The sequence below is a fragment of the Pseudomonas sp. MD330_10 genome (genome assembly GCF_042610415.1).
Taxonomy (GTDB): Bacteria; Pseudomonadota; Gammaproteobacteria; order Pseudomonadales; family Pseudomonadaceae; genus Aquipseudomonas; species Aquipseudomonas rhodesiae.
The window spans coordinates 211,348-235,710 of record NZ_JBHGZU010000009.1 but is presented as its reverse complement, the minus strand read 5'-3'; the positions used below and the strand labels follow the sequence as shown (position 1 = coordinate 235,710).

General features: G+C 59.6%; 24 protein-coding genes. 16 read left to right on the top strand and 8 right to left on the bottom strand.

Annotation, left to right across the window (positions count from 1 at the left end):
• From ACFZPT_RS16810 to ACFZPT_RS16800, 3 genes are all read left to right on the top strand, one after another.
• The coding region (locus tag ACFZPT_RS16810) for an RHS repeat-associated core domain-containing protein (RefSeq protein WP_379556239.1) at window positions 1-499 on the top strand (499 nt) is incomplete at its 5' end.
• Window positions 500-501: 2 nt separating this feature from the next.
• The gene (locus tag ACFZPT_RS16805) at window positions 502-1,134 is read left to right on the top strand and encodes a hypothetical protein (protein ID WP_034114934.1); all 633 of its coding nucleotides are present in this window, start codon (window positions 502-504) and stop codon (window positions 1,132-1,134) included.
• Window positions 1,135-1,307: 173 nt separating this feature from the next.
• Window positions 1,308-1,949: a hypothetical protein gene (locus ACFZPT_RS16800; RefSeq protein WP_143506496.1), complete on the top strand. Its 642-nt coding sequence runs from the start codon at window positions 1,308-1,310 to the stop codon at window positions 1,947-1,949.
• A gap of 1,154 nt (window positions 1,950-3,103) precedes the next feature.
• Here the strand turns inward: ACFZPT_RS16800 and ACFZPT_RS16795 are convergent.
• Together ACFZPT_RS16795 and ACFZPT_RS16790 are read right to left on the bottom strand one after the other, a co-directional pair.
• Entirely contained in the window at window positions 3,104-4,162 is a 1,059-nt protein-coding gene (locus tag ACFZPT_RS16795) for a diguanylate cyclase (protein ID WP_034114936.1), read from the bottom strand.
• A gap of 80 nt (window positions 4,163-4,242) precedes the next feature.
• The gene (locus ACFZPT_RS16790) at window positions 4,243-4,875 is read right to left on the bottom strand and encodes a LysE family translocator (protein ID WP_034097191.1); all 633 of its coding nucleotides are present in this window, start codon (window positions 4,873-4,875) and stop codon (window positions 4,243-4,245) included.
• A 254-nt stretch (window positions 4,876-5,129) separates the two neighbouring features.
• Between ACFZPT_RS16790 and ACFZPT_RS16785 the strand changes: the two genes are divergently transcribed.
• From ACFZPT_RS16785 to ACFZPT_RS16760, 6 genes are all read left to right on the top strand, one after another.
• Entirely contained in the window at window positions 5,130-6,548 is a 1,419-nt protein-coding gene (locus tag ACFZPT_RS16785) for a PLP-dependent aminotransferase family protein (RefSeq protein WP_034114937.1), read from the top strand.
• A gap of 292 nt (window positions 6,549-6,840) precedes the next feature.
• Window positions 6,841-8,091, top strand: coding sequence for a ribonucleotide-diphosphate reductase subunit beta (locus tag ACFZPT_RS16780; protein WP_379555472.1), 1,251 nt, complete (start codon window positions 6,841-6,843; stop codon window positions 8,089-8,091).
• An 87-nt stretch (window positions 8,092-8,178) separates the two neighbouring features.
• Window positions 8,179-8,667 carry a DUF1289 domain-containing protein gene (locus tag ACFZPT_RS16775; RefSeq protein WP_034113278.1) on the top strand — a complete coding sequence of 163 codons (489 nt, stop codon included), beginning with the start codon at window positions 8,179-8,181 and terminating at the stop codon, window positions 8,665-8,667.
• A gap of 93 nt (window positions 8,668-8,760) precedes the next feature.
• Window positions 8,761-9,675 (top strand): class I SAM-dependent methyltransferase, encoded by a 915-nt coding sequence (locus ACFZPT_RS16770; protein ID WP_034097186.1) that lies wholly within the window; start codon window positions 8,761-8,763, stop codon window positions 9,673-9,675.
• A 147-nt stretch (window positions 9,676-9,822) separates the two neighbouring features.
• A complete protein-coding gene (pcsA, locus tag ACFZPT_RS16765) occupies window positions 9,823-10,539 on the top strand; it encodes a phosphatidylcholine synthase (protein WP_034097185.1) in 717 nt (238 codons plus the stop codon).
• A gap of 171 nt (window positions 10,540-10,710) precedes the next feature.
• Window positions 10,711-11,490: a TSUP family transporter gene (locus ACFZPT_RS16760; protein WP_034097184.1), complete on the top strand. Its 780-nt coding sequence runs from the start codon at window positions 10,711-10,713 to the stop codon at window positions 11,488-11,490.
• Here the strand turns inward: ACFZPT_RS16760 and nudC are convergent.
• Together nudC and ACFZPT_RS16750 are read right to left on the bottom strand one after the other, a co-directional pair.
• Entirely contained in the window at window positions 11,458-12,291 is an 834-nt protein-coding gene (nudC, locus tag ACFZPT_RS16755) for an NAD(+) diphosphatase (RefSeq protein WP_034097183.1), read from the bottom strand. The genes ACFZPT_RS16760 and nudC overlap by 33 nt on opposite strands.
• 5 nt (window positions 12,292-12,296) lie before the next feature.
• Window positions 12,297-13,109 (bottom strand): crotonase/enoyl-CoA hydratase family protein, encoded by an 813-nt coding sequence (locus tag ACFZPT_RS16750; RefSeq protein ID WP_034113277.1) that lies wholly within the window; start codon window positions 13,107-13,109, stop codon window positions 12,297-12,299.
• 185 nt (window positions 13,110-13,294) lie between these two features.
• On the opposite strand from ACFZPT_RS16750, the gene ACFZPT_RS16745 reads away from it, so the two are divergent.
• The 3 genes from ACFZPT_RS16745 to ACFZPT_RS16735 all read left to right on the top strand — a co-directional run bounded on the left by ACFZPT_RS16745 (window position 13,295) and on the right by ACFZPT_RS16735 (window position 15,618).
• The gene (locus ACFZPT_RS16745; protein ID WP_034113276.1) at window positions 13,295-13,849 is read left to right on the top strand and encodes a UPF0149 family protein; all 555 of its coding nucleotides are present in this window, start codon (window positions 13,295-13,297) and stop codon (window positions 13,847-13,849) included.
• A 91-nt stretch (window positions 13,850-13,940) separates the two neighbouring features.
• Window positions 13,941-15,197 (top strand): 3-phosphoshikimate 1-carboxyvinyltransferase, encoded by a 1,257-nt coding sequence (gene aroA / locus ACFZPT_RS16740; protein WP_034113274.1) that lies wholly within the window; start codon window positions 13,941-13,943, stop codon window positions 15,195-15,197.
• A gap of 31 nt (window positions 15,198-15,228) precedes the next feature.
• A complete protein-coding gene (locus ACFZPT_RS16735) occupies window positions 15,229-15,618 on the top strand; it encodes a hypothetical protein (protein WP_034113272.1) in 390 nt (129 codons plus the stop codon).
• Window position 15,619: 1 nt separating this feature from the next.
• Here the strand turns inward: ACFZPT_RS16735 and ACFZPT_RS16730 are convergent, their stop codons facing one another.
• On the bottom strand, window positions 15,620-16,219 hold the full coding sequence (locus tag ACFZPT_RS16730; protein ID WP_034113271.1) for an NAD(P)H-dependent oxidoreductase: 600 nt from the start codon (window positions 16,217-16,219) through the stop codon (window positions 15,620-15,622).
• A 71-nt stretch (window positions 16,220-16,290) separates the two neighbouring features.
• Between ACFZPT_RS16730 and ACFZPT_RS16725 the strand changes: the two genes are divergently transcribed.
• On the top strand, window positions 16,291-16,893 hold the full coding sequence (locus ACFZPT_RS16725; RefSeq protein WP_099313237.1) for a TetR/AcrR family transcriptional regulator: 603 nt from the start codon (window positions 16,291-16,293) through the stop codon (window positions 16,891-16,893).
• Here the strand turns inward: ACFZPT_RS16725 and ACFZPT_RS16720 are convergent.
• Both ACFZPT_RS16720 and ACFZPT_RS16715 read right to left on the bottom strand, forming a co-directional pair.
• Window positions 16,874-17,554, bottom strand: a complete 681-nt coding sequence (locus ACFZPT_RS16720) for a GNAT family N-acetyltransferase (RefSeq protein WP_034097172.1) — start codon at window positions 17,552-17,554, stop codon at window positions 16,874-16,876. The two genes, ACFZPT_RS16725 and ACFZPT_RS16720, sit on opposite strands and share 20 nt — an antisense overlap.
• Window positions 17,555-17,611: 57 nt before the next feature.
• Window positions 17,612-18,493: a LysR family transcriptional regulator gene (locus ACFZPT_RS16715; protein ID WP_034113266.1), complete on the bottom strand. Its 882-nt coding sequence runs from the start codon at window positions 18,491-18,493 to the stop codon at window positions 17,612-17,614.
• A 113-nt stretch (window positions 18,494-18,606) separates the two neighbouring features.
• Here ACFZPT_RS16715 and ACFZPT_RS16710 point away from each other — a divergent pair, with 113 nt between their 5' ends.
• From ACFZPT_RS16710 to ACFZPT_RS16700, 3 genes are all read left to right on the top strand, one after another.
• Window positions 18,607-19,815, top strand: coding sequence for an MFS transporter (locus ACFZPT_RS16710; protein ID WP_034113264.1), 1,209 nt, complete (start codon window positions 18,607-18,609; stop codon window positions 19,813-19,815).
• Window positions 19,816-19,896: 81 nt separating this feature from the next.
• The gene (locus ACFZPT_RS16705) at window positions 19,897-20,754 is read left to right on the top strand and encodes a CAP domain-containing protein (protein ID WP_034097167.1); all 858 of its coding nucleotides are present in this window, start codon (window positions 19,897-19,899) and stop codon (window positions 20,752-20,754) included.
• 159 nt (window positions 20,755-20,913) lie between these two features.
• Window positions 20,914-23,100, top strand: coding sequence for a GAF domain-containing protein (locus tag ACFZPT_RS16700; protein ID WP_379555470.1), 2,187 nt, complete (start codon window positions 20,914-20,916; stop codon window positions 23,098-23,100).
• An 8-nt stretch (window positions 23,101-23,108) separates the two neighbouring features.
• On the opposite strand, the gene ACFZPT_RS16695 is transcribed toward ACFZPT_RS16700, so the two are convergent.
• On the bottom strand, window positions 23,109-24,275 hold the full coding sequence (locus ACFZPT_RS16695; RefSeq protein WP_034113260.1) for a diguanylate cyclase: 1,167 nt from the start codon (window positions 24,273-24,275) through the stop codon (window positions 23,109-23,111).
• Window positions 24,276-24,363 lie beyond the last annotated feature (88 nt).

Here is a 24,363-nt window from a genome sequence, read left to right as displayed (position 1 = left end):
TACTGGTCGCTACCTCACGCCGGATCCGGTGAAGTTGGCGGGTGGGATCAATGGGTATCGGTATGTGCCTAACCCTACGGGGTGGGTGGATCCGCTGGGGCTAAACTCATGTCCTGGTACCGATTGTCAACCGAAGCGCAATGCTGACAAGCCGGAACAGCGTGTCAAGTTAAATGAAGGCGAGCCAAAACTACCAAAAGGTGCGGATAGTAAGCTATACAGAAATGGTGCATTTAAAAGAGCAAAATTAATAGGTAACGTACCAAGACAGCAACATCCCACCAAAACATATAAAGTAAAAATCAAAGATCAAGATCAATACACTGAGGGTCGAGTTTATGTATTTGAGTTAAACGAGCGTAAAATTGAGATACACGAACACTCTCTCGGCCATAAAAAAGGTAATCTCGGGCCACATTTCAATACAGAAATCAGCATAAAAGACAAAAAGATACCATTGAAAAACAACACGAACAACCATTCTTACTTCAAGAGATAGATATGAAATCAGTGTTCATTAGAGAAATAGGCATCCATCCATGGGACCAGCCGCATGGGTGCAACGATGAAAACTATATAACAATAACTTTACTTAATCAGAATTACGAAGGTGCCTGGAAAACCTGGTGCGAGTTCAGTTCGCCGCTTACAAAAAAATTCAATACCCTCGTTCACTGGCACACAAGGCTAACCCCTTACCTCAATAAGACTCAAGAGTACGTATCAAAAAAAGAGTTTTCCAAAAAAGCGAAAGCAGGCGATATTTTTAGAAAAAATGAGCTAACAGGAATTTACTCCAAAATAGTACAACTAAATACTGATCCCTTTTGCATAGACCCTATGCGTATGACCGATTATCGAACCTCCATTACAATAATGCAAAAAAACAGCGTAAATCTAGAAAACTTGTGGCAGCAACTATGTAATCTTACAGACATCTCAAACACTGACGACTTCAAACTAATACTTAGCGAAAAAAGCTCTATCTCCTTTAGATTTTACGACACAGAAACATATGGCGCAGCTCAAGCAATATGCCACTCAGAGCACTTACCTCTTTTAAACAAAATTATTACAGAGATGAAAATTGAAGAGATTTCTCAGAATGACGTTTATGCGTACCTCCACAGTTAAACAATACAAGCAAAAAAATTTAATCCATAACAATCGAAAAGATAAAAACCCACCAGGAATAGCTATGCAATTAAAGCACCCAACTCATAGCTCATAAAATCAACCTCATCTACCTAAACAAAGCTACCTTTAAAAATCGGTGACAATTCACACCCTTACTTCAAGAGCCAAAAATGACGACTGTATATATAAATGAATATGGAGTAAGGCCATGGGAAAGTGCACACCCAACAAATGACGCCAGATTCACCACTACGACATTGTTAAGCCATAATTTCGAAAGCGCTTGGAGATCATGTTGCTCGGTGGTAGAGCAACTGCCAGAGGACTGGTCAATTAAAAGAGAATGGCATTCAGCGCAGCCGGCTGAATTCAATTCAAAAACCGAAGAGTATCTATTTAAAAAAAATACGATCAAAACAATTCAAGACCAAGACTTTTTTAAAAAAAATGAAAATAGCAATATCTACTCAACAATCAAAAACCTCCCTAACAACCCCAAAAAAATAGACAATCAGATCTTTGAAGGCTCGCACAACGTCATTTTAATTATTCAAAAAAAAGAAATTGCCATTGAGGATCTCTGGTCAGAAATGACCATATTTGAAAAGCATATTACTGCGGAAAAAATCAGCTCATTCTTTGAATCTCAAACCGACATACTGATATGTAGGTTTTACGAAGCTGAAACACATGCCGCAGCTCAATTCATTTACCATACAAACATCGAAAATCAAAAAATTATAGAAGCTTCTAAAATGCGATTTAAAAAAATAGGCATTGAAGATGTCCACTTTCACATAAACACCAAATAGGACCACCACTTCGATTTATACGCTCTCCAATACGAGTGCAACTGACACGCAAAAAGCACCCTATATAACTTCTGACTTAAGTATGTGAGGCATTGCGCCAACGTCCCGTTCCCGCTTATACGGAATTTTGATATGAGACATAAGCCCAGACTCTCAATTTTGCGCAGTCTTCTTTTCACATACAACATTGAAAATCTAGACGATCATGAAAGAGAGAATTTTATTACATCAAAAAATGTAAATGATGAAAAAGAACTTTCAGAGCTATTTGATGAACTAACCAAACCCGAATTCGCATCCTATGGATACTTAGAGCGTAAGTGGCATACAGATACCATTGGCTACTTTCTGAGGACCGACGAATCTTTTGAATCAGTTTTTCATAATTTCGACACATATTTTGACGACGAGATATTTGACAAAAGAAATTTTATGAAAGTACTTCTAGACTGCCTAATAAAATATAACGAGGAAATCAAAGGGCACGAGTCAAAAAATCATAACTTATGACAATCAAAAAAATACAACCCACCACGAGGAATATTTATGCAGTTAAGCACCCAATTCAAAACTCATAGAATGCAATTCACCTGCCTAAACGAAGCCACAACAAGAGAGCGGATAAGTAAAAATTACATCATAGACAAAAAAACACAGACTTGAATTATCGACACCGAAGATCTTTAGTCGATCTGTTAAACACTGCACTGAGCGATGACAGCTATGATTTTTCGACAGTATTGCGCCAGGTACCTGGTTTTTACTGCACACTGCCTTGGGGCTGGAGCGATATGGAAAACCCAAGAGGCTTTTTTGAGGATATTTACAGGCTGGCAACTCAAGGCTGGAAATACGACCTCCAAAAAGCCAGCCGAGAAGCCCCATCAACAGGGTAAGAACACCCACTACCTCACTGACGACCCCGCCCCTGTGGTCAGCGAGCTTGCCCGCGCTGGGCCGCGCAGCGGCCGGTCCGGACGGTGGGTATTTCAGGTGTGTCGGTGCTGTCTGTGTTTGGGGCTGCTACGCAGCCCAACGCAGGGCAAGCCTGCTCACCACAACGACAGGCTCAAGTTTCGAGTTAACCTACGGCGCTCATTCGTAGGGAATGAGCGCCAGCGTAGCGCTGCTTTTTCACCCCACTCTCACCCCCACTAAACCGACCGCAACCAACTCCCCTGCGCTGCGCTGACGCGGTTACGCCCGCCGCTTTTGGCCTGGTACAACGCCAGGTCGGCGTCGTTGAGCCAACTGATGGAATCGGCATGCCCCGGTTGGTAAGGCGCCAGGCCAATGCTCAGGCTGGCGCGCAGAGTGGGGTTTTGGTCGTAGGTCAGCGCATTGAAGCGATCACGCAGCGTATCCATAGCTTGCGTGGCGCGGTTGAGCGGCATGTCCGACAGGATCACGCAGAATTCATCGCCACCATATCGCCCCGCCTGGTCGGTGCTGCGCAGGTTCTGGCGCAGTACCTTGCTGAGCTGACGTAACACGATGTCGCCGGTCACGTGGCCGTAGGTGTCATTGATGAGTTTGAAGTGATCGATGTCGATCAAGGCAATCACCGCGCCCTGCTGTCCATCGCGACAGCGCTGGAACTCGTTCTCCAACTGATCTTTCCACGCGCCGTGGTTGAGCAGCCCGGACAAGCTGTCAGTACGGCTCAGGGCCAACAGTTCGCGCTTGTGGCGGGACAGGTTCTGGGCCTGGCGATAGCAGATCCAGCCGAGCACCAACGGGTACAGCATCAGGATCGGCAGGCAGGCATATAGCTGGGTCTGGCTGGTCATGGCGATAAAACCCGGCGCCACCCACCACCACCCGATGGCGACACCCAGCGCCTGCGCCAGCCAGCCGGCCAACACAAAGCGCGGCCCGCCAATAGATACGTTGTTCATGGACATCATCGACAGCACGGTGACACTGGGCAGCGGATTGAAATGCATGGCGGCGACCCAGAAGCCTCCGCAGAACGAGTCGAACAGCAGATGGCGGCGCTCGCTGTGAAGGGTCTGGCTGGCGCGTTTGGTCAGTTGAAACGATACATGGGGCCAGACAAACGCGTTGATCAGCATCCAGGCCCATATCCACGGCGGAGGCTCCAAGGGGGACATGGCAAAAACCACGCACACCACGCCCAAGGCCAATCCCAAGGCACGGGTTTTGTAGAGGCGTATGGCGAGCGGAAGTCCTTTTCCTCCGACGCTGGGCATGGCGGGGGTCAATCCTGGAGGAATGCCTCGAGTCTATCAGGGCGGCGGCAAATTGCCACCACGACCGATAAAGGCGTTGCTCAGTGGGAAAAACCCCGCGCAAGCATTAATGCGACCCCCAACAGCAGCACCGCCGTGGCGCGCTGCAACAACACGCGGCGCTGGGGGTTTTCCAGCACATGCTTGATGCGCTGACCGAAGTAGCAATACAAGCAGCCGCTGGCGAATTGCAGCAGCAGAAAGGTCAGCCCGAGGATGGCGATGTCCGCCGCCGAGCTGTGCTCCCCGGCCCCGGCGAACTGCGGGAACACCGCGCTGAACATAATGATGGTCTTGGGGTTGGAAAACCCAGTCAGCAAGCCTTTGCCAAACAGGCTGCGCGAACCTTCCACGGCTCCTGCCCTGTCGATCGACACGCCGTTGCTGGTCCACTGTTTGTAGGCCAGGTACAGGATGTAGGCGACGCCGACAAACTGGACGGTCTGAGTAATGGCCAGATTGCCCTTGATCAGTTCCGAGAAGCCCACGGCAAAGATCAGGATCGAAATCAGGTACGACACACTGGCGCCGATCTGCGCCGGGATCGAACTGCGCAGGCCGTCCTTCAAGCCCAGGCTCAGCAAGAGCAGGGTCATGGGGCCAGGGCTGAAGGTCATGGTGGCGCAAAACAACAGAAAGTAGAGAAACGAGGAGAGCGTTAATGAGGTTGTCATGATCCTGGTCCTTGGGTAGGAGAGTCGACTGTCTTGGCCTTGAGCCCCCTCTTCGACTCTCAGCGGTTTCTGGATGCGCACATATAAGTCGTCATAAGAAACGCGGAATCCATTGCTCACTTGCAGGGAAAATCGCCGTATCCAAGCGAGGTGGCCGGCAGTCTAGAGGAGCTACGTTGCACCAGGCAGGTAAAGTGATGCCTAATCCGGCCTCACTTCACCGGTAAAAGCACCAGCAAAGACAAGGAAGGTTTATGTTTGTATCCGCCATCGCCTTTGTGGACGGCACGCCGAAGGTGCAGCAGATCGTCGAAGCGTTCAGCCAGGCTATTGAAAACGGCGAATGGGCACCGGGTAGCAAATTGCCGTCGGTGCGCGAGTTGACCCAGACCCTGAGCGTCAGCAAATTCACCCTCAACGAAGCCCTCGACCGTCTGCGCGGCCGCAACCTGCTGACCTCCAGCCAGGGCCGCGGCTACTTTGTGGCGATGGGCAGCACGCGGCCAGCGTCGTCGACCTGGGTCGACCTACTGCCCCAGGACCTGCTCAGCGTCTTGCGTCGCCCGCTGGTGACCACCGACGGCGACCTGCGCCCCGGCGGCGGCCATTTGCCCGAAGCGTGGTTGAACAGCGACGCGCTCCGCCAGGCCATGCGCAGCGTGGTGCGCGCGCCGTCGCTGCGCATCGCCGGGCTGGGTACGCCAGCCGGTCTACTACCGCTGCGCCAGGCCCTGCAACACAAGTTGCACGGTGACGGATTGTCGGTGCCGGTGGAGCAAATCATCACCACCCCTAACACCGTGCAAGGCTTGGACATGCTTATGCGCCTGCTGGCGCGCCCCGGCGATACGGTGTTGCTGGATGCCCCGTGTTATTTCAACTTCCACGCCAATTTGGCGCTGCATGGGGTCAAGGTGGTGACCATCCAGCGTCGCCCGGACGGTTTCGACTTTACCGCTCTGGAACAGCTGCTGGCCGAACACCGTCCCAACCTGTACCTGACCACCAGCGTGCTGCATAACCCCACCGGCCATTCGTTCAGCCCGAGCCAAGCGTTCCGCCTGCTGCAGCTGACCCAGCATTACCACTGCCATATTGTCGAAGACGACCTCTACGGTGACTTGCACCCCAACCCACCGCCACGCCTGGCCAGCCTCGCCGGTCTTGAGCAGGTGACTTACCTGTCGGGGTTTTCCAAGATCCTCAGCGCCAACACCCGCGTCAGCTACGTGGTGGCCGCGCCGCAATTGGCGGCCAACCTGACCAATATGAAGTTGATGAGCGGCGGCGTGACCTCGGAGCTGTTCGAGCAGATCGTCTACCGCATGCTCAGCGAAGGCAGCTACGCCAAGCACCGCAAACGCATGGTGCAACGGCTGATGGAGGCCGGTGGTCGCGTGGAGCAATGGCTCAGGCGTTGTGGTTGTGAACTGCCGATGGCCTATGAAGGCGGCATGTTTATTTGGGCACGCCTGCCGCCGGGAGTGAACGGCGAACTGCTGGCCCAGGAGGCGTTGAAACGCAGCATGGTGCTGGCACCGGGGGCGTTATTCGGCTACGACACGATCCATCGCGATTCGATGCGCTTTAATGTGGCCCACAGCGACGACGCGCGCGTGCAGCGTGTCTTCGAAGCCCTGCTGCGTGAGGGTGCCGGCAAGTCTGGCGACTGATGCGGCCTAGGCTATACGTCGATTTTTTGCTTCGTCGTGTCCTCGTGCAGCCGTCAGGCGATGCGCCCAGCCCTTTACAAGCATGCGACGACGTATCCTGCTTGGCGGGTTTGACCAAGCCTGTTACACACCATATAGTGTGCCCACAAACAAAACAGACCACTACATAGTGTGCGACATCGGTGTTCACCGACCACACTCTGCGCAGTATTTCAATGCCTTGAAGCCTGCAAATCATCTAATTTTTGGACGGGCCCACCCCCGTCAGACCAGACCAGGAAGGAATATTTCGATGCTGAGTTGGGATGAAGTCGACAACGAAGACACCGGCCCAGCGGTGATCAAAGGCGCCAACGCCGGCCACGCCACCGAAGCCAACATGGACCGCCTCGACGGTGCCGGCGCCGCCGCCGCCATTGAAGCCCGCGCCGTCACCGCCAATGACTCCGCCGCCATCGTGCGCGCCAAGGCCGCCCTGGACAAACTCGACATCGCCGAAGGCCTCGCCGAACTCGAAGGCGCCTCCGCCCGCGTCGCTGTCGACGAAAAGCGCATGATCAACTGCCGCGCCGACCTCAACCAACTGGTGCCCTTCAAGTACGACTGGGCCTGGCAAAAGTACCTCGACGGCTGCGCCAACCACTGGATGCCGCAAGAGGTCAACATGACCGCCGACATCGCGCTGTGGAAAAACCCCGAAGGCCTTACCGACGACGAACGCCGCATCGTCATGCGTAACCTGGGCTTCTTCTCCACTGCCGATTCGTTGGTCGCCAACAACCTGGTGCTGGCCGTGTACCGCCTGATCACCAACCCGGAGTGCCGCCAGTACATCCTGCGCCAGGCCTTCGAAGAAGCGATCCACACCCACGCCTACCAGTACTGCATCGAATCGTTGGCCATGGATGAAGGCGAGATCTTCAACATGTACCGCGAGATCCCATCGGTGGCGAAGAAAGCCGCCTGGGGCCTGAAGTACACCCGTTCGATCTCCGATCCGAAGTTCGAAACCGGCACCGTCGACACCGACAAAGAACTGCTGCGCAACCTGGTCGCCTACTACTGCGTACTGGAAGGCATCTTCTTCTATTGCGGCTTCACCCAGATCCTCTCCATGGGCCGCCGCAATAAAATGACCGGCGTGGCCGAGCAGTTCCAATACATCCTGCGCGACGAATCGATGCACCTGAACTTCGGTATCGACGTGATCAACCAGATCAAAATCGAAAACCCACACCTGTGGGATGCCGAGATGAAGGAAGAAGCGACCCAGATGATCCTGCAAGGGACCCAACTGGAGATCGAATACGCGCGCGACACCATGCCGCGCGGTGTTCTCGGCATGAACGCAGCGATGATGGAGGATTACCTCAAGTTCATCGCCAATCGTCGCCTGTCGCAGATTGGCTTGAAGGAAGAGTATCCGGGGACCACCAACCCGTTCCCATGGATGAGCGAGATCATGGACTTGAAGAAAGAGAAAAACTTCTTCGAAACCCGCGTGATCGAGTACCAGACCGGCGGTGCGCTGAGCTGGGACTGATCCACGAACACGCATCAATGTGGGAGCGGGCTTGCCCGCCCCAACATGGGCGCCGCGGGGCGCTACAGACTTTGCTAATAGCCTTTTATGCCTAACCAAACCATCAAGACCCCCTGCGTCGGCCTGTGCTCCACCGTGTACGGTGACCTGGTCTGCCGGGGTTGCAAGCGTTATCACCATGAAGTGATCCAGTGGAATGGCTACAACGCCGAGGAAAAGCGCGCGGTGTGGCAGCGTCTGGAGCAGTTGCTGGTGCAGGTGATGGCCAGCAAGTTGGAAGTGTTCGACCCCGAACGCTTGCGTCAGCAGTTGCAGGACCGCCAGATCCGTTTTATGCCCCAGCAGTCGCCATATTGCTGGGCGTATCAGTTGATCGCGCGCGGTGCGCGGGTGATCTCCCGCCTGGATGCTTACGGTCTGGCGCTGTTGCCGGAGTTTCGCGAACGCCATCTGGCGGATTTGCGCGATGCCATTGATCGGGAGTTTTTCCTGTTGTCCGAGGCGCATTACCAGCGATATATCGCGCCGAATTTCCTCAAGGACGCCTTTGGGCCTGTTCTGATTGCCGCCTTATAGCGCTCAAATTCAGGCCGTTGTGTGTCACTTCATACCGCTCCAATCCTCGCGTGTGGTTAAAATGCCGCCCGCTCAACAACCCGATGCTCAACGATGACCCCAGACGCACTCGCTACCCTCCACGCTCACCTGCTGACGGCCCTGGCCAACCCGCCCAGTGAAACCCGACGCCTGTTCCACGGCCGTGGCCGTTGCTGGCCGGGCCTGGAGCAACTGACGGTGGATTGGCTGCAAGGCGTGCTGCTGGTCTCGTTATTCAAGGAGCCGCAGGCGGCACAGCTGGAAGCCCTGAAACAGCTGCTGCAAAGCGAGTTCAGCGCGCACACGGTTGCCCTGCAACACCGTTACTTGCCACAAAGCACCACCGAATGGCTGGTGGGGCAAGCGATCGACGAGCGGATCATCACCGAGGGCGGCCTGCGTTACCTGATCGACCTGGGTAAAAAGCAGAACACCGGGTTGTTCCTCGATATGCGCTACGGGCGCCAATGGGTGCGCGAACAGGCCAAGGGCCAGCGCGTGCTCAATCTGTTTGCCTACACCTGCGGCTTTTCCGTGGCGGCCATCGAAGGCGGTGCCGAGCATGTGGTGAATCTGGACATGGCGCGCGGCGCCCTGAGCCGTGGCCGCGATAATCATCGGCTCAACGGCCATGACCTGAGCGGCGTCACGTTTCTTGGCCATGACCTGTTCAAATCCTGGGCAAAAGTGATCAACAACGGCCCCTATGATCTGGTGATCATCGACCCGCCATCGTTCCAGAAAGGCAGTTTTCTGCTGACCAAGGACTATCAGCGCGTGCTGCGACGCCTGCCGGAACTGCTGACCGCTCAGGGCACGGTGCTGGCGTGCATGAACGATCCGGCCTTCGGCGAAGACTTCCTGATCGATGGCGTGACCCGCGAAGCGCCGGGGCTGCATTTCGTACAGCGCCTGGCGAACCCGCCGGAATTTCCCGACGTCGACCCACAAAGTGGCCTCAAAGCCCTGGTGTTTCGCCAGGGCTGATGCCGAAACGTCCTACGCTTGCTACCCTAAGCAAGACGCCGGGCGGTGAACCTTATCCCCCCCTTCCCGGTCGATACCTGCATTCCCCGGCCAGACTCGACCGCGTCACGTTGTCGGCTGCCCCGTTCCACCTTTGGAGAACCGCCCGTGATATCGACCCTGCATGTAGCCAGAATCAAAGCCTGGGGCGCCCACGGCTTTACCGCCACCGGTGTGGTCCTGGCCTTCCTGGCCACCCTGGCCCTGCTGGAAAACTCGCCTAAGGCTTGCCTGCTGTGGCTGGGCCTGGCGCTGGTGGTGGATGGCCTCGATGGCTCCCTGGCGCGGCGCGTCAATGTCAGCACGGTGCTGCCGAGCTTCGACGGTTCGGTGCTGGATTTGGTGATCGATTACCTCACCTACGTGTTTATCCCCGCGCTGTTTATCTACCGCTACATCGACCTGCCGGAGTTCACCCATCTGTTTACCGTGTCGGTGATCCTGGTGTCGTCCTTGTTCTGCTTCTGCAACGTCAATATGAAAAGCAAGGACAACTACTTCGTCGGCTTCCCCGCCGCCTGGAACGTGGTAGCCCTGTGCGTGTACATCATCCAGCCGGACGCGTGGGTCACCTTGCTGACGGTCATCGGTTTGGCCCTGCTGACCGTCACGCCGATGAAGTTTCTGCACCCGTTTCGGGTCAAGCGCTTTATGCCGATCAATATCGCGGTGACCACCATCTGGTTGCTGTGCAGCTTTTTGATGGTCGTGGATTATCCCAACACCAATCCGTGGACATTCGGCTTGTGGTCGCTGATGTCGGCGTACTTTCTGGGGATTTGCATCTGGCGCACCGCGCTGGAGTGGCTGGGCACCCACAAATAGCCAAATAGGTGGGATGGGGCTGCCCCCCGATGGCGATGTGTCAGTCAGCTTATCTGTCACTGATACACCGCAATCGGGGGGTAGGCACCCTCCCACAGTTGGTTCTGCATACATTCGGCAGGTAAGATGGCGACCTTCCGCATAGCGCCCTGCCAACCATAAGCCCTGCCCATGCCCTTCGAACTCAGCGTTGACCTCACCACCCTCGCCATCCTCGCCATCGTGGCCTTTATTGCCGGTTTTATTGATGCCATCGCCGGCGGTGGCGGGCTGTTGACCACCCCGGCGCTGCTCACCGCCGGCATGCCGCCGCACTTGGTGCTGGGCACCAACAAGCTCAGTTCCACGTTCGGCTCGGCCACCGCCAGTTTCACGTTTTACCGCCGCAAGCTGTTTCACCCGCGTCAATGGATGCACGCCATCGTCGGCACGCTGGTGGGCGCGCTGGCCGGTGCGGTGGTCGCCCACTACCTGCCAGCCGAGGCCTTGAACAAAATGCTGCCGGTGATCGTATTCGCCTGCGGCCTTTACCTGCTGTTCGGCGGCACGCCCAAGGCGCCGCTGGACGTCGACGCGCCGATCAAGAAAAAGTGGCAGGCCACCCAAGGCTTCGGCCTGGGCTTCTACGATGGCGTAGCAGGCCCGGGCACCGGGGCGTTCTGGACCGTCAGCACCCTGCTGCTGCACCCCATCGACCTGGTCAAGGCCAGCGGTGTGGCGCGCAGCATGAACTTCGTCAGCAACGCGGCAGCGCTGTCGGTGTTTATCTTCAACGGTTCGGTGGACTGGATAGTCGGCCTGGCGATGGGGATTTCGGTGATGGGCGGGGCCTTCTTTGGCGCTCGCAGCGCGATCAGCGGCGGCGCCAAATTCATTCGTCCGGTGTTTATCACCGTGGTCCTCGGCCTGACCGTGCGCTTAGCCTGGCAGCACTGGTTCAGCGTGGCCTAAGCGGCGCGCCACATAGAGGTCGATCAGGTAGCGCGCAATCGAACGCGACGCCGGCAACGGCGGCAGGTCATGGATGTTGAACCACTGCGCGTCCTCGATCTCGTCGGCCTGGGGCACGATGTCGCCACCGGCATATTCGGCATGGAAGCCGAGCATCATCGAATGGGGGAACGGCCAGCACTGGCTGCCCATGTACTGGATATTCTGTACCTCCACCTGCACTTCCTCGCGCACCTCGCGAATCAGGCAGTCTTCGGCCGACTCCCCCGGCTCGGCAAACCCGGCCAACGTGCTGTAGACCCCGGTCACAAAGCGCGGCGAACGGGCCAGCAGGATTTCGTCGCCACGAGTCACCAGCACGATCATGCTCGGCGAGATGCGCGGGTAACTGCGTAGGTCGCACGCCTGGCAATACATTGCCCGTTCGCGTGGCACTTGCACCATGGCCAGGCCGCAGCTGCCGCAAAAGCGGTGCTCGCGGGCCCAGGTGCCGATCTGCGCGGCGTAACCCAGCACTTTGTACAGGGTGTGATCACCTTGCAGCATAAAACCGCGCAAGCCCTGCCAACTGCAGCCGAGCACATCGCTGGGGGCGTTTAGCTCAAGCAGGTACACCGGCTCGCCGTCGAGGTGGCCGATACCGTGTTCGGCGAACACCGAAAGGTCCTGACGCTTGAGCCACTCCCGCGGAAACAGCGGGCCATTGGCGTCATGTAAAAAGCCTTCGCGGCTGCGGGCGACAGCCCAGCCGCCAGGGGTGTCGTTGTCCAGAAGCGTTGTGGTAATCCAGCCTGGGGTCATGTCTATCAATCCACGAATTCGGGTGTCTGCTTGCTCATATGGGCCGCGATGGCCACACGCAGGTCGTTGGATTGCAACATAGCCGAGTTCCAGGTGGCAACGTATTCCAGCCCGTCATTGACCGTATGGTCACGCATATAGCTGATCATTGCCTTGGTGCCGGTCACGGCAATCGGCGACTTGGCCGCGATGTCCCGAGCGATCTCCAGCACGCCGGCCAACAGGCTGTCGTGATCGGCATACACACGGTTGACCAGGCCGATGCTTCGCGCCTCTTCTGCGCCGAACATGCGCCCGGTGTAAGCCAGTTCGCGCAGCATACCGTCGCCGATGATGCGCGGCAGGCGTTGCAGCGTGCCGACGTCAGCGGCCATGCCGATATCGATTTCCTTGATGGAGAACTGCGCGTTTTCGGCGGCATAGCGCATGTCACAGGCACTGATCAGGTCGATGGCGCCACCGATGCAATAGCCCTGGATCGCCGCCAACACTGGCTTGCGGCAATTGTCCACGGCATTGAACGAAGCTTGCAGTTCGAGAATCTTGCGCCGCAGCAAGCGCGCGTTGCGGCCCACGTCCTTGCCCAGGTCATTGGCCACCGAGGCCAGCATCATCAGGTCGATACCGGAGGAAAAATGCTTGCCGGCACCGCTGAGCACCACGGCGCGCACGGCATCGGTGTCGTCGATCCATTGGAAAATGTCGATGATCTCGGTCCAGAACGCGGCATTCATCGCGTTGATTTTTTCCGGGCGGTTGATCTGCACATGGGCAATGTTGCCGTTGAGTTCGACGACAAAGGCTTGGTATTCGGACATGGCCATGATCCCTGACTGGCGAAGGAGAAGGCCCAGACTATAACAAGGGTGCGCGACGGCGCATCGGCCAAAAGCGGGACTGGCCAGCGGGATGGAAAAGAGGCTGGATAAAACCCCGCGCACACGCCATCCTTCGTGCTTTGAGCCGCGCAGTGCGCGGCGTTCGACGTTTAAAGGATATGCCCATGCACGCCCAGCCCCTCGCCCCCGCCGATTTCGCCGCCCTGGAAGACACCCTGCTCAAGTACGGCGATGACCACTCCGTGTTGAACGTGGCCGAACTCGACGGCTACTTCACCGCGCTGGTCTCCGGCCCGGCGCCGGTAGACATCGCCGAGTGGTTCCCGGCGATCTGGGGCGGCCAGAACCCCGAGTGGGAAAGCGCCGACGAGGCGCAGCAGTTTCTGGAGCTGTGCGTGCGCTACCTCAACACCCTGGCGGCGCAACTGGCCGGCGACGCCCCGGGCTTCACGCCGCGCTTCGACGAAACCGAGCATCGGGCACAGACGGTGACCCTGGCTGAAGAATGGTGCTTCGGCTACATCCGTGGTGCTGCCATCGGTAACTGGCCGCCGCTGCCGACGGAACAGGCAGCGAACCTGGAGAAAATCTCCTGGTGCGCCGAACAGGACAACTTTGAATTGCCCGCCGACCTGGATATCCAGGCCCACCAGCAGCGCGCCGGCCAGATCGAACCGGCGGCGCGGGCGTTGCATGATTACTGGTCGAGCCAGCGCTAAGCCTCGACAGCACGGCATCAATGCCCGATTATTCGGGTCCGCCCCGTCGGCCACTCCGTGCCACCTTGCCTTGAATCAGGAGCCTTGTACCTTGAGTTCGCAGAAAACCGTGACCGTTACACCGCCCAACGCCCCGCTCATCGGCAAGGTCGCGCCCCCCGGCTCCAAATCCATTACCAACCGTGCATTGCTGCTGGCGGCCCTGGCCAAGGGCACCAGCCGTTTGAGTGGTGCACTGAAAAGCGACGATACCCGCCACATGTCGGTGGCCCTGCGCCAGATGGGCGTGACCATTGAGGAGCCGGACGACACCACGTTCGTGGTCACCGGTCAGGGCAAGTTGCAGTTGCCGGCGCAACCGCTGTTCCTCGGCAACGCCGGCACCGCCATGCGCTTTCTCACCGCCGCCGTGGCCACCGTGCAAGGCACCGTGGTGCTCGATGGCGACGACTACATGCGCAAGCGCCCCATTGGCCCGCTGCTGGCCACCCTCGGGCAGAACGGCATCCAGGTCGACAGCCCGAGCGGCTGCCCGCCAGTCACCGTGCACGGCACGGGCAAGGTGCAGGCCAAGCGCTTCGAGATCGACGGCGGGCTGTCCAGCCAATACGTATCGGCCCTGCTGATGCTTGCCGCCTGCGGTGAAGCGCCGATTGAAGTGGCGCTGACCGGCAAGGACATCGGCGCCCGTGGCTATGTGGACCTGACCCTGGACTGCATGCGCGCCTTCGGAGCGCAGGTCGATGCCGTTGACGACACCACCTGGCGCGTCGCCCCCACCGGCTACACCGCCCATGACTACCTGATCGAACCCGACGCCTCCGCCGCCACCTACCTGTGGGCCGCAGAAGTGTTGACCGGCGGCTGTATCGACATCGGTGTAGCGGCCCAGGATTTCACCCAGCCGGACGCCAAGGCGCAGGCGGTGATCGCCCAGTTCCCTGACATGCAGGCCATCGTGGTGGGCTCGCAGATGCAGGACGCGATCCCCACCCTGGCAGTGCTGGCGGCGTTCAACAACACCCCGGTACGCTTTACCGAACTGGCCAACCTGCGCGTCAAGGAATGTGACCGGGTGCAGGCGCTGCATGACGGCCTGAATCAAATCCGCCCCGGCCTGGCGACCATCGAAGGCGACGACCTGCTGGTGGCCAGCGACCCGGCGTTGGCCGGCACCGCCTGCACCGCGCTGATCGACACCCACGCCGACCATCGCATCGCCATGTGCTTTGCCCTGGCCGGCTTGAAGGTGGCGGGCATTCGCATCCAGGACCCGGACTGCGTGGCCAAGACCTATCCCGACTACTGGAAGGCCTTGAGCAGCCTGGGTGTCGCGCTGACCTATTGAGCCCGGCGCGCCGGAATGGGGAGGACTGAACATGAACATTCGCCAACCCTGCCCACCCGGCGCCTGCGTATGCGAGCGCGAGCAATTGCTGCAAGCGCCCGACGCGGACCTGCGCATCCTCGGCCTGACCCGCCAGGAAGAGAAACGCCTGCTCGAACGCCTGGAAAACCTGCAAAACCTGCAAGACCTGGAACGCATGCAACAACGCATGTACGAACTGCTGGGCATCCGCGTACACATCGCGCCGGGCCACACCGAAGTCAAAAGCATGCGCGGCATTCAGATCGTCATCGACGACCTGCCCGGGCTATGTCGCAAAACCCGCCAAGCGATTCCGGCGGCGATTCGACGGGGCATGGAAAAACGCCCGGAGATCGCCTACCGCCTGCTGGACGCCCACGACCTGTTTCGCGACGGGTAAGTCAGCCCGCCACCGTTTCGGCCTTGAACAGCCCCTGGCCCACGGTTCTCGCGGTGCTCAAATGGGCCTCTGCGCTGCCGCTTTCCGAGTCCAGTAGCAGGTCGGACGTGAGCACCTTCGCGCCACAGTAATCAAAGATGCCGTAGTCAATCTGCGTGTGCATCGATTGGGCATAACCATGCCGTTCGTACGCGCTGAAGTCCGCCGCGCCAAGCGCCAGCAGGTGCACGTGTAAATGCCCGAGTTTTTTCACCACCGAGGTGTCCGGGCCGTAGTCGATGGCCCAACCGTTGACGAATACACGGTCAATCCAACCCTTGAGCAGGCCGGGCATCGACCACCAATAAATGGGAAACACCAGAACCAACGCATCGGCGCGGTCGATGCGGGCCTGTTCGTCCAGCACATCGGCCGGTGGTGCGGCGCGTTCGCGATGCACCCGATGGTCGGCAGCGCTGTAACGCGGGTCGAAGCCCTCGGCGGCGAGGTCGGCGATTTCAGAGGTGTGATCCGATAGGCGCAGGCCATGGGCAACCTCGGCGGCAATGCTGTGGGTCAGGGATTGTGGGTCGTGATGGGCGACAACGATCAGTGCGTGCATGACATTCACTCCGGTTCAGTTTAGGCTCTGGGCTTAAGTTACGAACAGTAAGTTACTTTTGGTATATAAGCATGTCAAGCCACGAATCTCCTGCACCCCGCCGTCGTCTGTCCCGTGAAGATCGCCTGCAACAATTATTGGAGGTGGCCTGGCAGCTGGTGCGCGATGAAGGCACCGATGCCCTGACCCTGGGCCGTGTGGCAGAACTGGCGGGCGTCACCAAGCCGGTGGTCTACGACCATTTTGTCACCCGTGCGGGGTTACTGGCGGCGCTGTACGAAGATTTCGACGCGCGCCAGAACCAAGCGTTTGTCGACGCACTCGGCACCAGCGACGCTACCCTGGAAGGCCGCGCTGGGGTGATTGCCGCGTGCTACATCGATTGTGTGCTATTGCAGGGGCGGGAAATCCCAGGCGTGATCGCGGCCTTGAACAGCTCCCCGGAACTGGAAACCCTCAAGCGCAAGTACGAAGCGATCTTCCTCGACAAATGCCGCGATGCTCTGGCGCCCTTCGCCCCCTCCGGCACAGTGCCTCAAGCCGGCTTGAGGGCCATGCTCGGGGCGGCCGAAGCGTTGTCCCACGCAGCGGCCAATGGCGAGGTCAGCCGTGAAGAAGCACAGCAGGAATTGCAGGCGATCATTGCAGCGATGATTAACCGCGCTCGCCCGTGACGAACGCCTGCACCTTGCGCGCCAGCTGATCCAAGTGGCGGTCGCGCTGGCGCTCGGCGTCGACCATCGCGCGTTTGCCGTGCCGTTGCAGCAGGTAGGTATGGATCTGCTGCACCTCAAGGGAGCGGTAGATCGCGGCCACGTCCAGCACGCCCATCAGCCCGTCGGTGCCGTAGTTACGCGTGTTCATCAGCACCTGGGTATCGCGTGCGCCGCGCACCTGGAACCCCATGGCCTCGAAGGCCGGCACCTTTTCCACCGAGCAAGCCAGCTCCGCATGGGGGTAGCGAGCCAGCACGTCCTGCATCATGGCGCGCCCTACCCCGTGGCGCCGCGAACCGGCCTGCACGGCCATAAAGGGAATGCCGCAGGCCTCGGGGTCATCCTTGACCGGTAAACACAACAGAAACCCAATGACCTGTTCCGGGTCCTGGGCATCCGTCGCCACCACCAGCTCGACCGCAATGCCCTTCTCACCGTTCAGCGCCTCCAGATACAAGTGCACCTCGAAGCCGATGGCGTATTGGTAGATGTTGTACAGCAGGTTGCTGGGGGGCAGCGCGACGCTGCTGATATCGGTGAGGTTGTCCACCACCATCTGCAGGATCTGACCATTGATAGGCTCGGGGCACGGCGTGGTGTAACGGGTAAGGCTGAACATGCACATTCCTGGGGGTTGGGCTTCAAGGCAGCGGCGATTGTACCTGTTACACCCGGTTCATGGCCCGCACACCTCACGCAGGCAGCCGCGCAGCCAGCGGTGGGCCGGGTCCGCGTCCAGTCGCGGGTGCCAAAGCATGGCTACGCTGAAGGTGGGCAGGCTCAGCGGCAGTTCAAAGCAGAACAGCTCGTTGCGCTGGGCAATATAGCGTTCGGGGACGCTGGCTATCAGGTCGGTGTCCCGTGCCAGGGCGATGGCAGTGGCGAACCCGGCGACTATGGTGTGGATCTGCCGCGTAACGCCCAGGGCTTGCAGGGCATCGTCGATCTGGCCACGGTCCTGGCCTCGCCGCGACACATAGAGGTGTTGGCCTTCGGCGTAGCGCCGCAGGCTGACCGTGCCGCGACTGAGGGGATGGCCGTTGCGCACCACGCCCACCAAGCGATCGCGGAACAGCGCCTGGGTCAGCACCTCGGGGCCGGCGCTGGGGTCGACCACGCCGATGTCCAGATCCACACGGGCGTCGCGCAGCGGTGCAGTGTCCTTGTCGGTTTTACTCAGCAGACGCAGACGCACGTCCGGCGCTTCTTGAGCGATACGCCGGAGCAACGCGGCGCCGAAACACTCGATGAACTCTTCGCTGGTGCGCAACGTAAAGGTGCGCTCGACCTGGGCCATGTCCACCGCTTGCGCCGGGCGCAGGGCCGCCTGGGCCTCCTGCACCAAGCGGCTGACCTGCTCGCGCAACGCCAACGCATGAGGCGTCGGCACCAAGCCACGACCGGCACGCACCAACAACGGATCGCCCGTGGTGTGCCGCAGACGCGCCAAGGCCCGGCTCATGGCCGAAGGGCTCAAGTGCAGGCGCTTGGCCGCACGTTCCACGCTACCCTCGGCGAGCAGCACGTCCAGGGTGATCAACAGGTTCAGATCAGGCATCAGCGCTCCCAAGAAGGCGTTTTATGCAGGTATTTAATGCAATCCATGCGTCTTCCGCCATGTTAGGCCAGGCCGTAGAGTTCTGTCAGTCACCTTCAGTCAAGGAGTTCCCCATGCCCATCTCTTCGCGCGGTGCTCTAGTCAGCCTGTGCTTGTCCATGCTGCTGGCCTCGCTGGGCACCAGCATCGCCAACGTCGGCCTGCCGACGCTGGCACAGACCTTCAATGCAGCGTTCCCGGCGGTGCAGTGGGCGGTGCTGGCGTACCTGCTGGGCATCACGGCGGTGATCGTCAGTGCGGGTCGTTTGGGTGATCGCCTGGGGCGCCGTCGGGTGTTGATTGCTGGGCTGTTGCTGTTCGCGGTGGCGAGCACCGTGTGCGGCGTTGCCCCCTCATTGAATGGCTTGATCGCCGCGCGTGTGCTGCAAGGCCTCGGCGCGGCAAGCATGATGGCCATGGCCATGGGTCTGGTGGGCGATACCGTATCCAAGGAGCGTATCGGCCGAGTCATGGGCCTGCTGGGCACCATGTCGGCACTCGGTACGGCGATGGGCCCCAGTGTCGGCGGCGTGTTGCTCAGCCTATGGGGTTGGCACGCGTTGTTTATGGTGGGCACGCCCCTGGGGGTATTGGCCGCCGCCCTGGCCTGGCGCTATCTGCCGGTGGATCTGCCGCACGCACGCGTACCCGGCAGCCTGTGGTCGCCCTTGAAAGCCGCGCCATTACGCGCCGGCCTGGCCATGAGCGCGCTGGTGTCGGCGGTGATCATGGCCACCTTCGTGGTCGGGCCGTTTTACCTGTCTCGCGGCCTGGGCCTCGCGCCTGAATGGATGGGCCTGGCAATGGCTGTAGGGCCGGGTGTCGCCGCGCTCACCGGCGTGCCGGCCGGACGCCTGACCGACCGCCTGGGCAGCCGCCGCGTCACACTGGTCGGGCTAAGCACATTGCTGGGCGGCGCGCTGCTGCTGTCCCTGGCGTCGGGGCTGATGGCTTATCTGGGCGCGCTGGTGATTCTGACCTGCGGCTACAGCCTGTTCCAAGCCGCCAACAACACCGCGGTGATGAGCGACGTGGACGCCTCCCGCCGCGGCACGGTCTCGGGCCTGCTCAACCTGTCACGCAACCTGGGCCTGATCCTCGGCACCTCAGCATTGGGCGCGGTATTCACCTGGGCCAGTCCGGATGTCATCCACGCCACGCCTGAATCTGTCACCCATGGACTGCACGTCACGTTCCGCGTCGCGGTGGGGCTGATCGTTCTGGCCGCTGCGATGGCAGTTTGCCGCATTGCCAGCGTTACGCCGCCGCTGAACACCCGTTGAGGCAAAAAAACAAAAAAGGCGTTGCGCCGGACCGGGTTACTTCGCGCATCATGGGCACTTTCAAGCTCAAGGGTAACGCCCATGCGCGTTCTGTCATTGATGATGGGTCTTACGACGCTGGCCGCCAGTACGGTGTTCTGCGCCAGCGCGATGGCGAATGAAGAAAGTCAGTTGGTACAACAGATCAATGCCTACCGCAGCCAGGTGCAACGCTGCGGCGATCAGGGTTCCCAGGAGTTGCCGCCGCTGACCAGCGACGCGCGCCTGGTGCTGCCAGCCAATAACGCCGGCGACCTGCAGCAGGCGCTGGCGCGGGCTGCGTACCCGATGGTGAATGTGCAGGCCATCAGCCTGTCCGGGCCCAAGGATGCCGCTGCGGCCATGAAGGCAGTAAGCGAGAGCTTCTGCCGGGTGGTGCTGGACCCGCAATACGTCGACATCGGCGTGAGCAACACGGGCCAGGACTGGCGCATCGTGCTGGCGCGCCCGCTGCTGTCCAGCGGCCGGGGCGACTGGCAGACCGAAGGCAAGCAATTGCTCAGTCTGGTCAATGCCGCCCGCGCTCAAGCGCACCAGTGCGGCACCCAAGCGTTTACCGCCACCACCCCGCTGGCCTGGAACGACACCCTGGCCGCCGCAGCCAACGGCCACACGCGCAACATGGCCAACGGCAACTTCTTCGATCATCTGGACCATGAGGGCAGAACCCCAGGTGACCGTGCGGAACTGGCCGGCTATACCGCCAAATCCATTGGGGAAAACATCGCCGCCGGCCTGGATACTCCGCGCAAGGTGGTGGACGGCTGGCTCGCCAGCCCCGGCCATTGCGCCAACCTGATGAACCCGCAGTTTCGCGAACTGGGCGCGGCCTATGCCATGGACCCCAAGAGCGATGCGGGCATCTATTGGACCGCCATGTTCGGCACTCCGCAGCAATAGAGGGTGGTTGACCGCCCTCGTCGCCCCTCAAACGAATAGAGCATCAAAATGCCATCTCGTGGATAATCCGCTGAACTGGCGGCGGGCATTCCGGTCTGTAGCTTGGCAGCCTGGGCACTCCAGGCGACGACAGACTGTGGCAAACAAGGTGTGACCCCAATGATGAATTGGCTGCAAAGCAGCAGCGACATGGCCGAACAGGTTCGTCAGCATGATTGGGCAAGTACGCCCCTGGGGCCATTGGAGCAGTGGCCAGATGTCTTGAAGACCACCGTTGCGCTGTGTTTCGCGTCGAGTTTCCCTCAGGCAATCGTCTGGGGGCCACAACTGATCACGCTCTACAACGATGCGTTTATTCCGATCCTGGGTAACAAGCCCTACGCTCTGGGCCGTCCGTTCAGCGAAATCTGGAGCGAGGTGTGGGACGAAGTGCGGCCCATCGCCAGCGCGGCCTTCGAAGGGCATGCCACCTATATCGAGAATTTCCCGCTGGTAATCGAACGCGGGCCCGCACCGGAACAGGCGTATTTCACGTTCTGCTACAGCCCGATCCGCGATCCGCGAGGCAAAGTGGTCGGCATGCTCGATACCGTCACCGAAACCACCGCCACGGTGTTTCACGCGCGCCGCCTGGCGTTGCTGGACGCCATCGGCAACGCGGTGGCCAACGCCAACGACGCCCAGGCGATCATGACTGACACCACTCGCCTGCTGGCCGAGCACTTGCAGGTGAGCAATTGCGCCTACGCCGATATGGATGCCGATGAAGACGGCTTCACCATCCGCGACAACTGGACCGCCCCCGGCTCGCCGAGCATTATCGGTCGTTATAGCCTAGCGGCGTTTGGCGAACGCGCGGTTAAGTGCCTACGCGCCGGTGAGCCGCTGGTGATCCACAACAACTTGCGCGAACTGCCGCCCCACGAGGCCGAGCAATTCCAGACGCTGGGGGTGACCGCCACCATCTGCATGCCGCTGATCCGCAACGGCCGTCTTACCGCCCTGATGGCCGTGCATGACAAAGTTGCGCGGCCGTGGTCGCACTACGACCTGGCGGTGCTGCGGGAAGTCACCGAGCGCTCCTGGGCCTATATCGAGCGCGTGCGTGCCGACGCCGATGTGCGCGCCGGCCTGGCCGCCTACGCCGAACTCAACACCACCCTGGAGCAGCGCGTCGAAGAGCGCACCCTGGCGCTGGCCCAGACCGAAGCCGCCCTGCGCCAATCGCAGAAGCTGGAAGCCATCGGCCAATTAACCGGGGGTGTGGCCCACGACTTCAATAACCTGCTGACCATCATCCGTTCCTCGGTGGATTTTCTGCGCCAGCCAGGGCTCTCTGAAGAACGCCGCCAGCGTTACATGAGCGCGGTCTCGGACACCGTCGAGCGCGCCAGCAAGTTGACCAGCCAGTTGCTCGCCTTCGCCCGGCGCCAGCCGCTGAACCCGGAAGTCTTCGACGTCGGCCAGCGCGTGCAAAATATCGGCGAAATGCTCGAAAGCGTCACCGGTGCGCGCATCCAGGTACGGGTGGAGTTACCGACGCAGCCGTGTTTTGCGCGGATAGATTCAAGCCAGTTCGAAACCGCACTGATCAACATCGCCCTCAATGCGCGGGACGCCATGGACGGCCACGGCACCCTCACCTTGCGGCTGACCGGTCAACAGCCCCTGCCGCGCATACGCGGCGAGGCCGGTTCGCGCCAGCCGCATATCGCCATTGCCCTGGCCGACACCGGCCCCGGCATTCCCGGCGACACCGTCGAGCGCATTTTCGAACCGTTTTTTACCACCAAGGCCGTGGGCAAAGGCACGGGGCTGGGGCTGTCCCAAGTATTCGGCTTCGCCAAGCAGTCGGGAGGCAATATCGATGTAGCCAGCACCCTGGGCCAGGGCTCGGTATTTACCCTGTACCTGCCGCAGGTCGCGGCCCAGGACTCGACACAACACCGCCCACAGGACGAACCGACGCCTGTCCATGACACCACGCAGTGCCATGTGCTGATCGTGGAAGACAATCTGGAGGTGGGGCGCTTTGCCAGCCAGATCCTGCAGGATCTGGGCTACCAGACCACGTGGGCTACCGATGCCGAACACGCCCTGCGCCTGGCGGGTCCGCAGGCGTTGGCCTCCGATGCGGTTTTTTCGGACGTGGTGATGCCTGGCATGACCGGCGTGGCCATGGCCAAGGAGCTGCGCCAACGTCGCGCCGACCTGCCGGTGGTATTGACCTCCGGCTACAGCGAGGAGCTGGCTGACAGTGGCTACGAAGGCTTTGAATTCCTGCCCAAGCCCTACTCGGCCGATCAGGTCTCACGGGTACTGATCAAGGCGATACTCCGGGACTAAGAGGCGCCTTACTCCGCCAGCGCCACCTGGTTACGTCCCTGGGCCTTGGCCCGATACAGCGCTTTATCCGCCATGTTCATCAGGCCGTGCAGGTCTTGGTCGTGATCATGGGTGGAGGCTACACCGAGACTGGCCGACAAGCCCTTGACCGGCTCGGCGGCCAACCCGGAAATCGCCTTGATCAGTTGTTCGGCAATCGCACGCGCGGTTTCCAAGGACGTATTGGGCAGCAACACCGCAAATTCTTCGCCGCCCAGCCGGCCATACACGTCGGTCTGACGGAACGAGGCACTGATCACCCCGCCGATCTGGCGCAACACCTGATCGCCGGCCTGGTGGCCGTAGGTGTCGTTGATCTGTTTGAAGTGATCCATGTCCATCATCAGCGCACACAACGGTTGCTGGTTGTGTCGGCATTGCGCGTACAGCACCTGGGCACGCTCGAAAAATGCACGGCGGTTCATCAGCCCGGTCAATTCATCGGTTTGTGCGGCGCGGGTAGAGATGGAGTGGGCACGCTCCATTTGCCGGGTCAGGCGAAAGGCCTTCTCCAGGGCCCCGGACAATTTGCGCGTGGCGCTGAACACAAAGGTGGAAAACACCAGGACCGCGATAGCAATCCCTACTTGCATTGACGAGGGCTGCCACAACAGCCAGAGGGTGCACGGCATCAGCACTAGGCTGATGGACGCCACGGTCATGGCGCGATAAGCCGAATAACACGACACCGCGCTGACTGACATGCCCACGGTAAATAGCATGACCAACACCTGGGACAGCCGGTCATCGGTGGGAATCAGCGCAAATGCGCCGCCTCCCCAGATGCTGGCCGAGAGCACCAGCGTAATCCAGTAACGCCGTTCCCAGCGCTCCGGCGTGCGCTCGCTGTAGGGGCAACGGAACCATTCCATGAACATCTTGATGCGCAGCAGTGACGAAACGCCCAGCGTCACCAGCCAGACCAGCATGATGCGCTGATCAAGACGGTCCCAGCACAGCCAGCAGAGCATGGCGGCGGCCAGGTAACTGCCCAAAATCGCCGCGAATGACTGCCGGAACAGCTGGTGCAGACGATCCGTGCGCACCTGCTCTTCGATAGTGTCATCCCGGTCCTGCCCACGCCCAAGGCCATTCATGAAATTCGCCTGATCCGACTGCCGCGACAAAGGCGCCATTGTGGCATCCTGCCAGCAATCTGAACAACTGAATCGGCCTAGTTAGAGCGGTTGTTTGAGGGGCGATGCCAAACCACGCCAGACATAA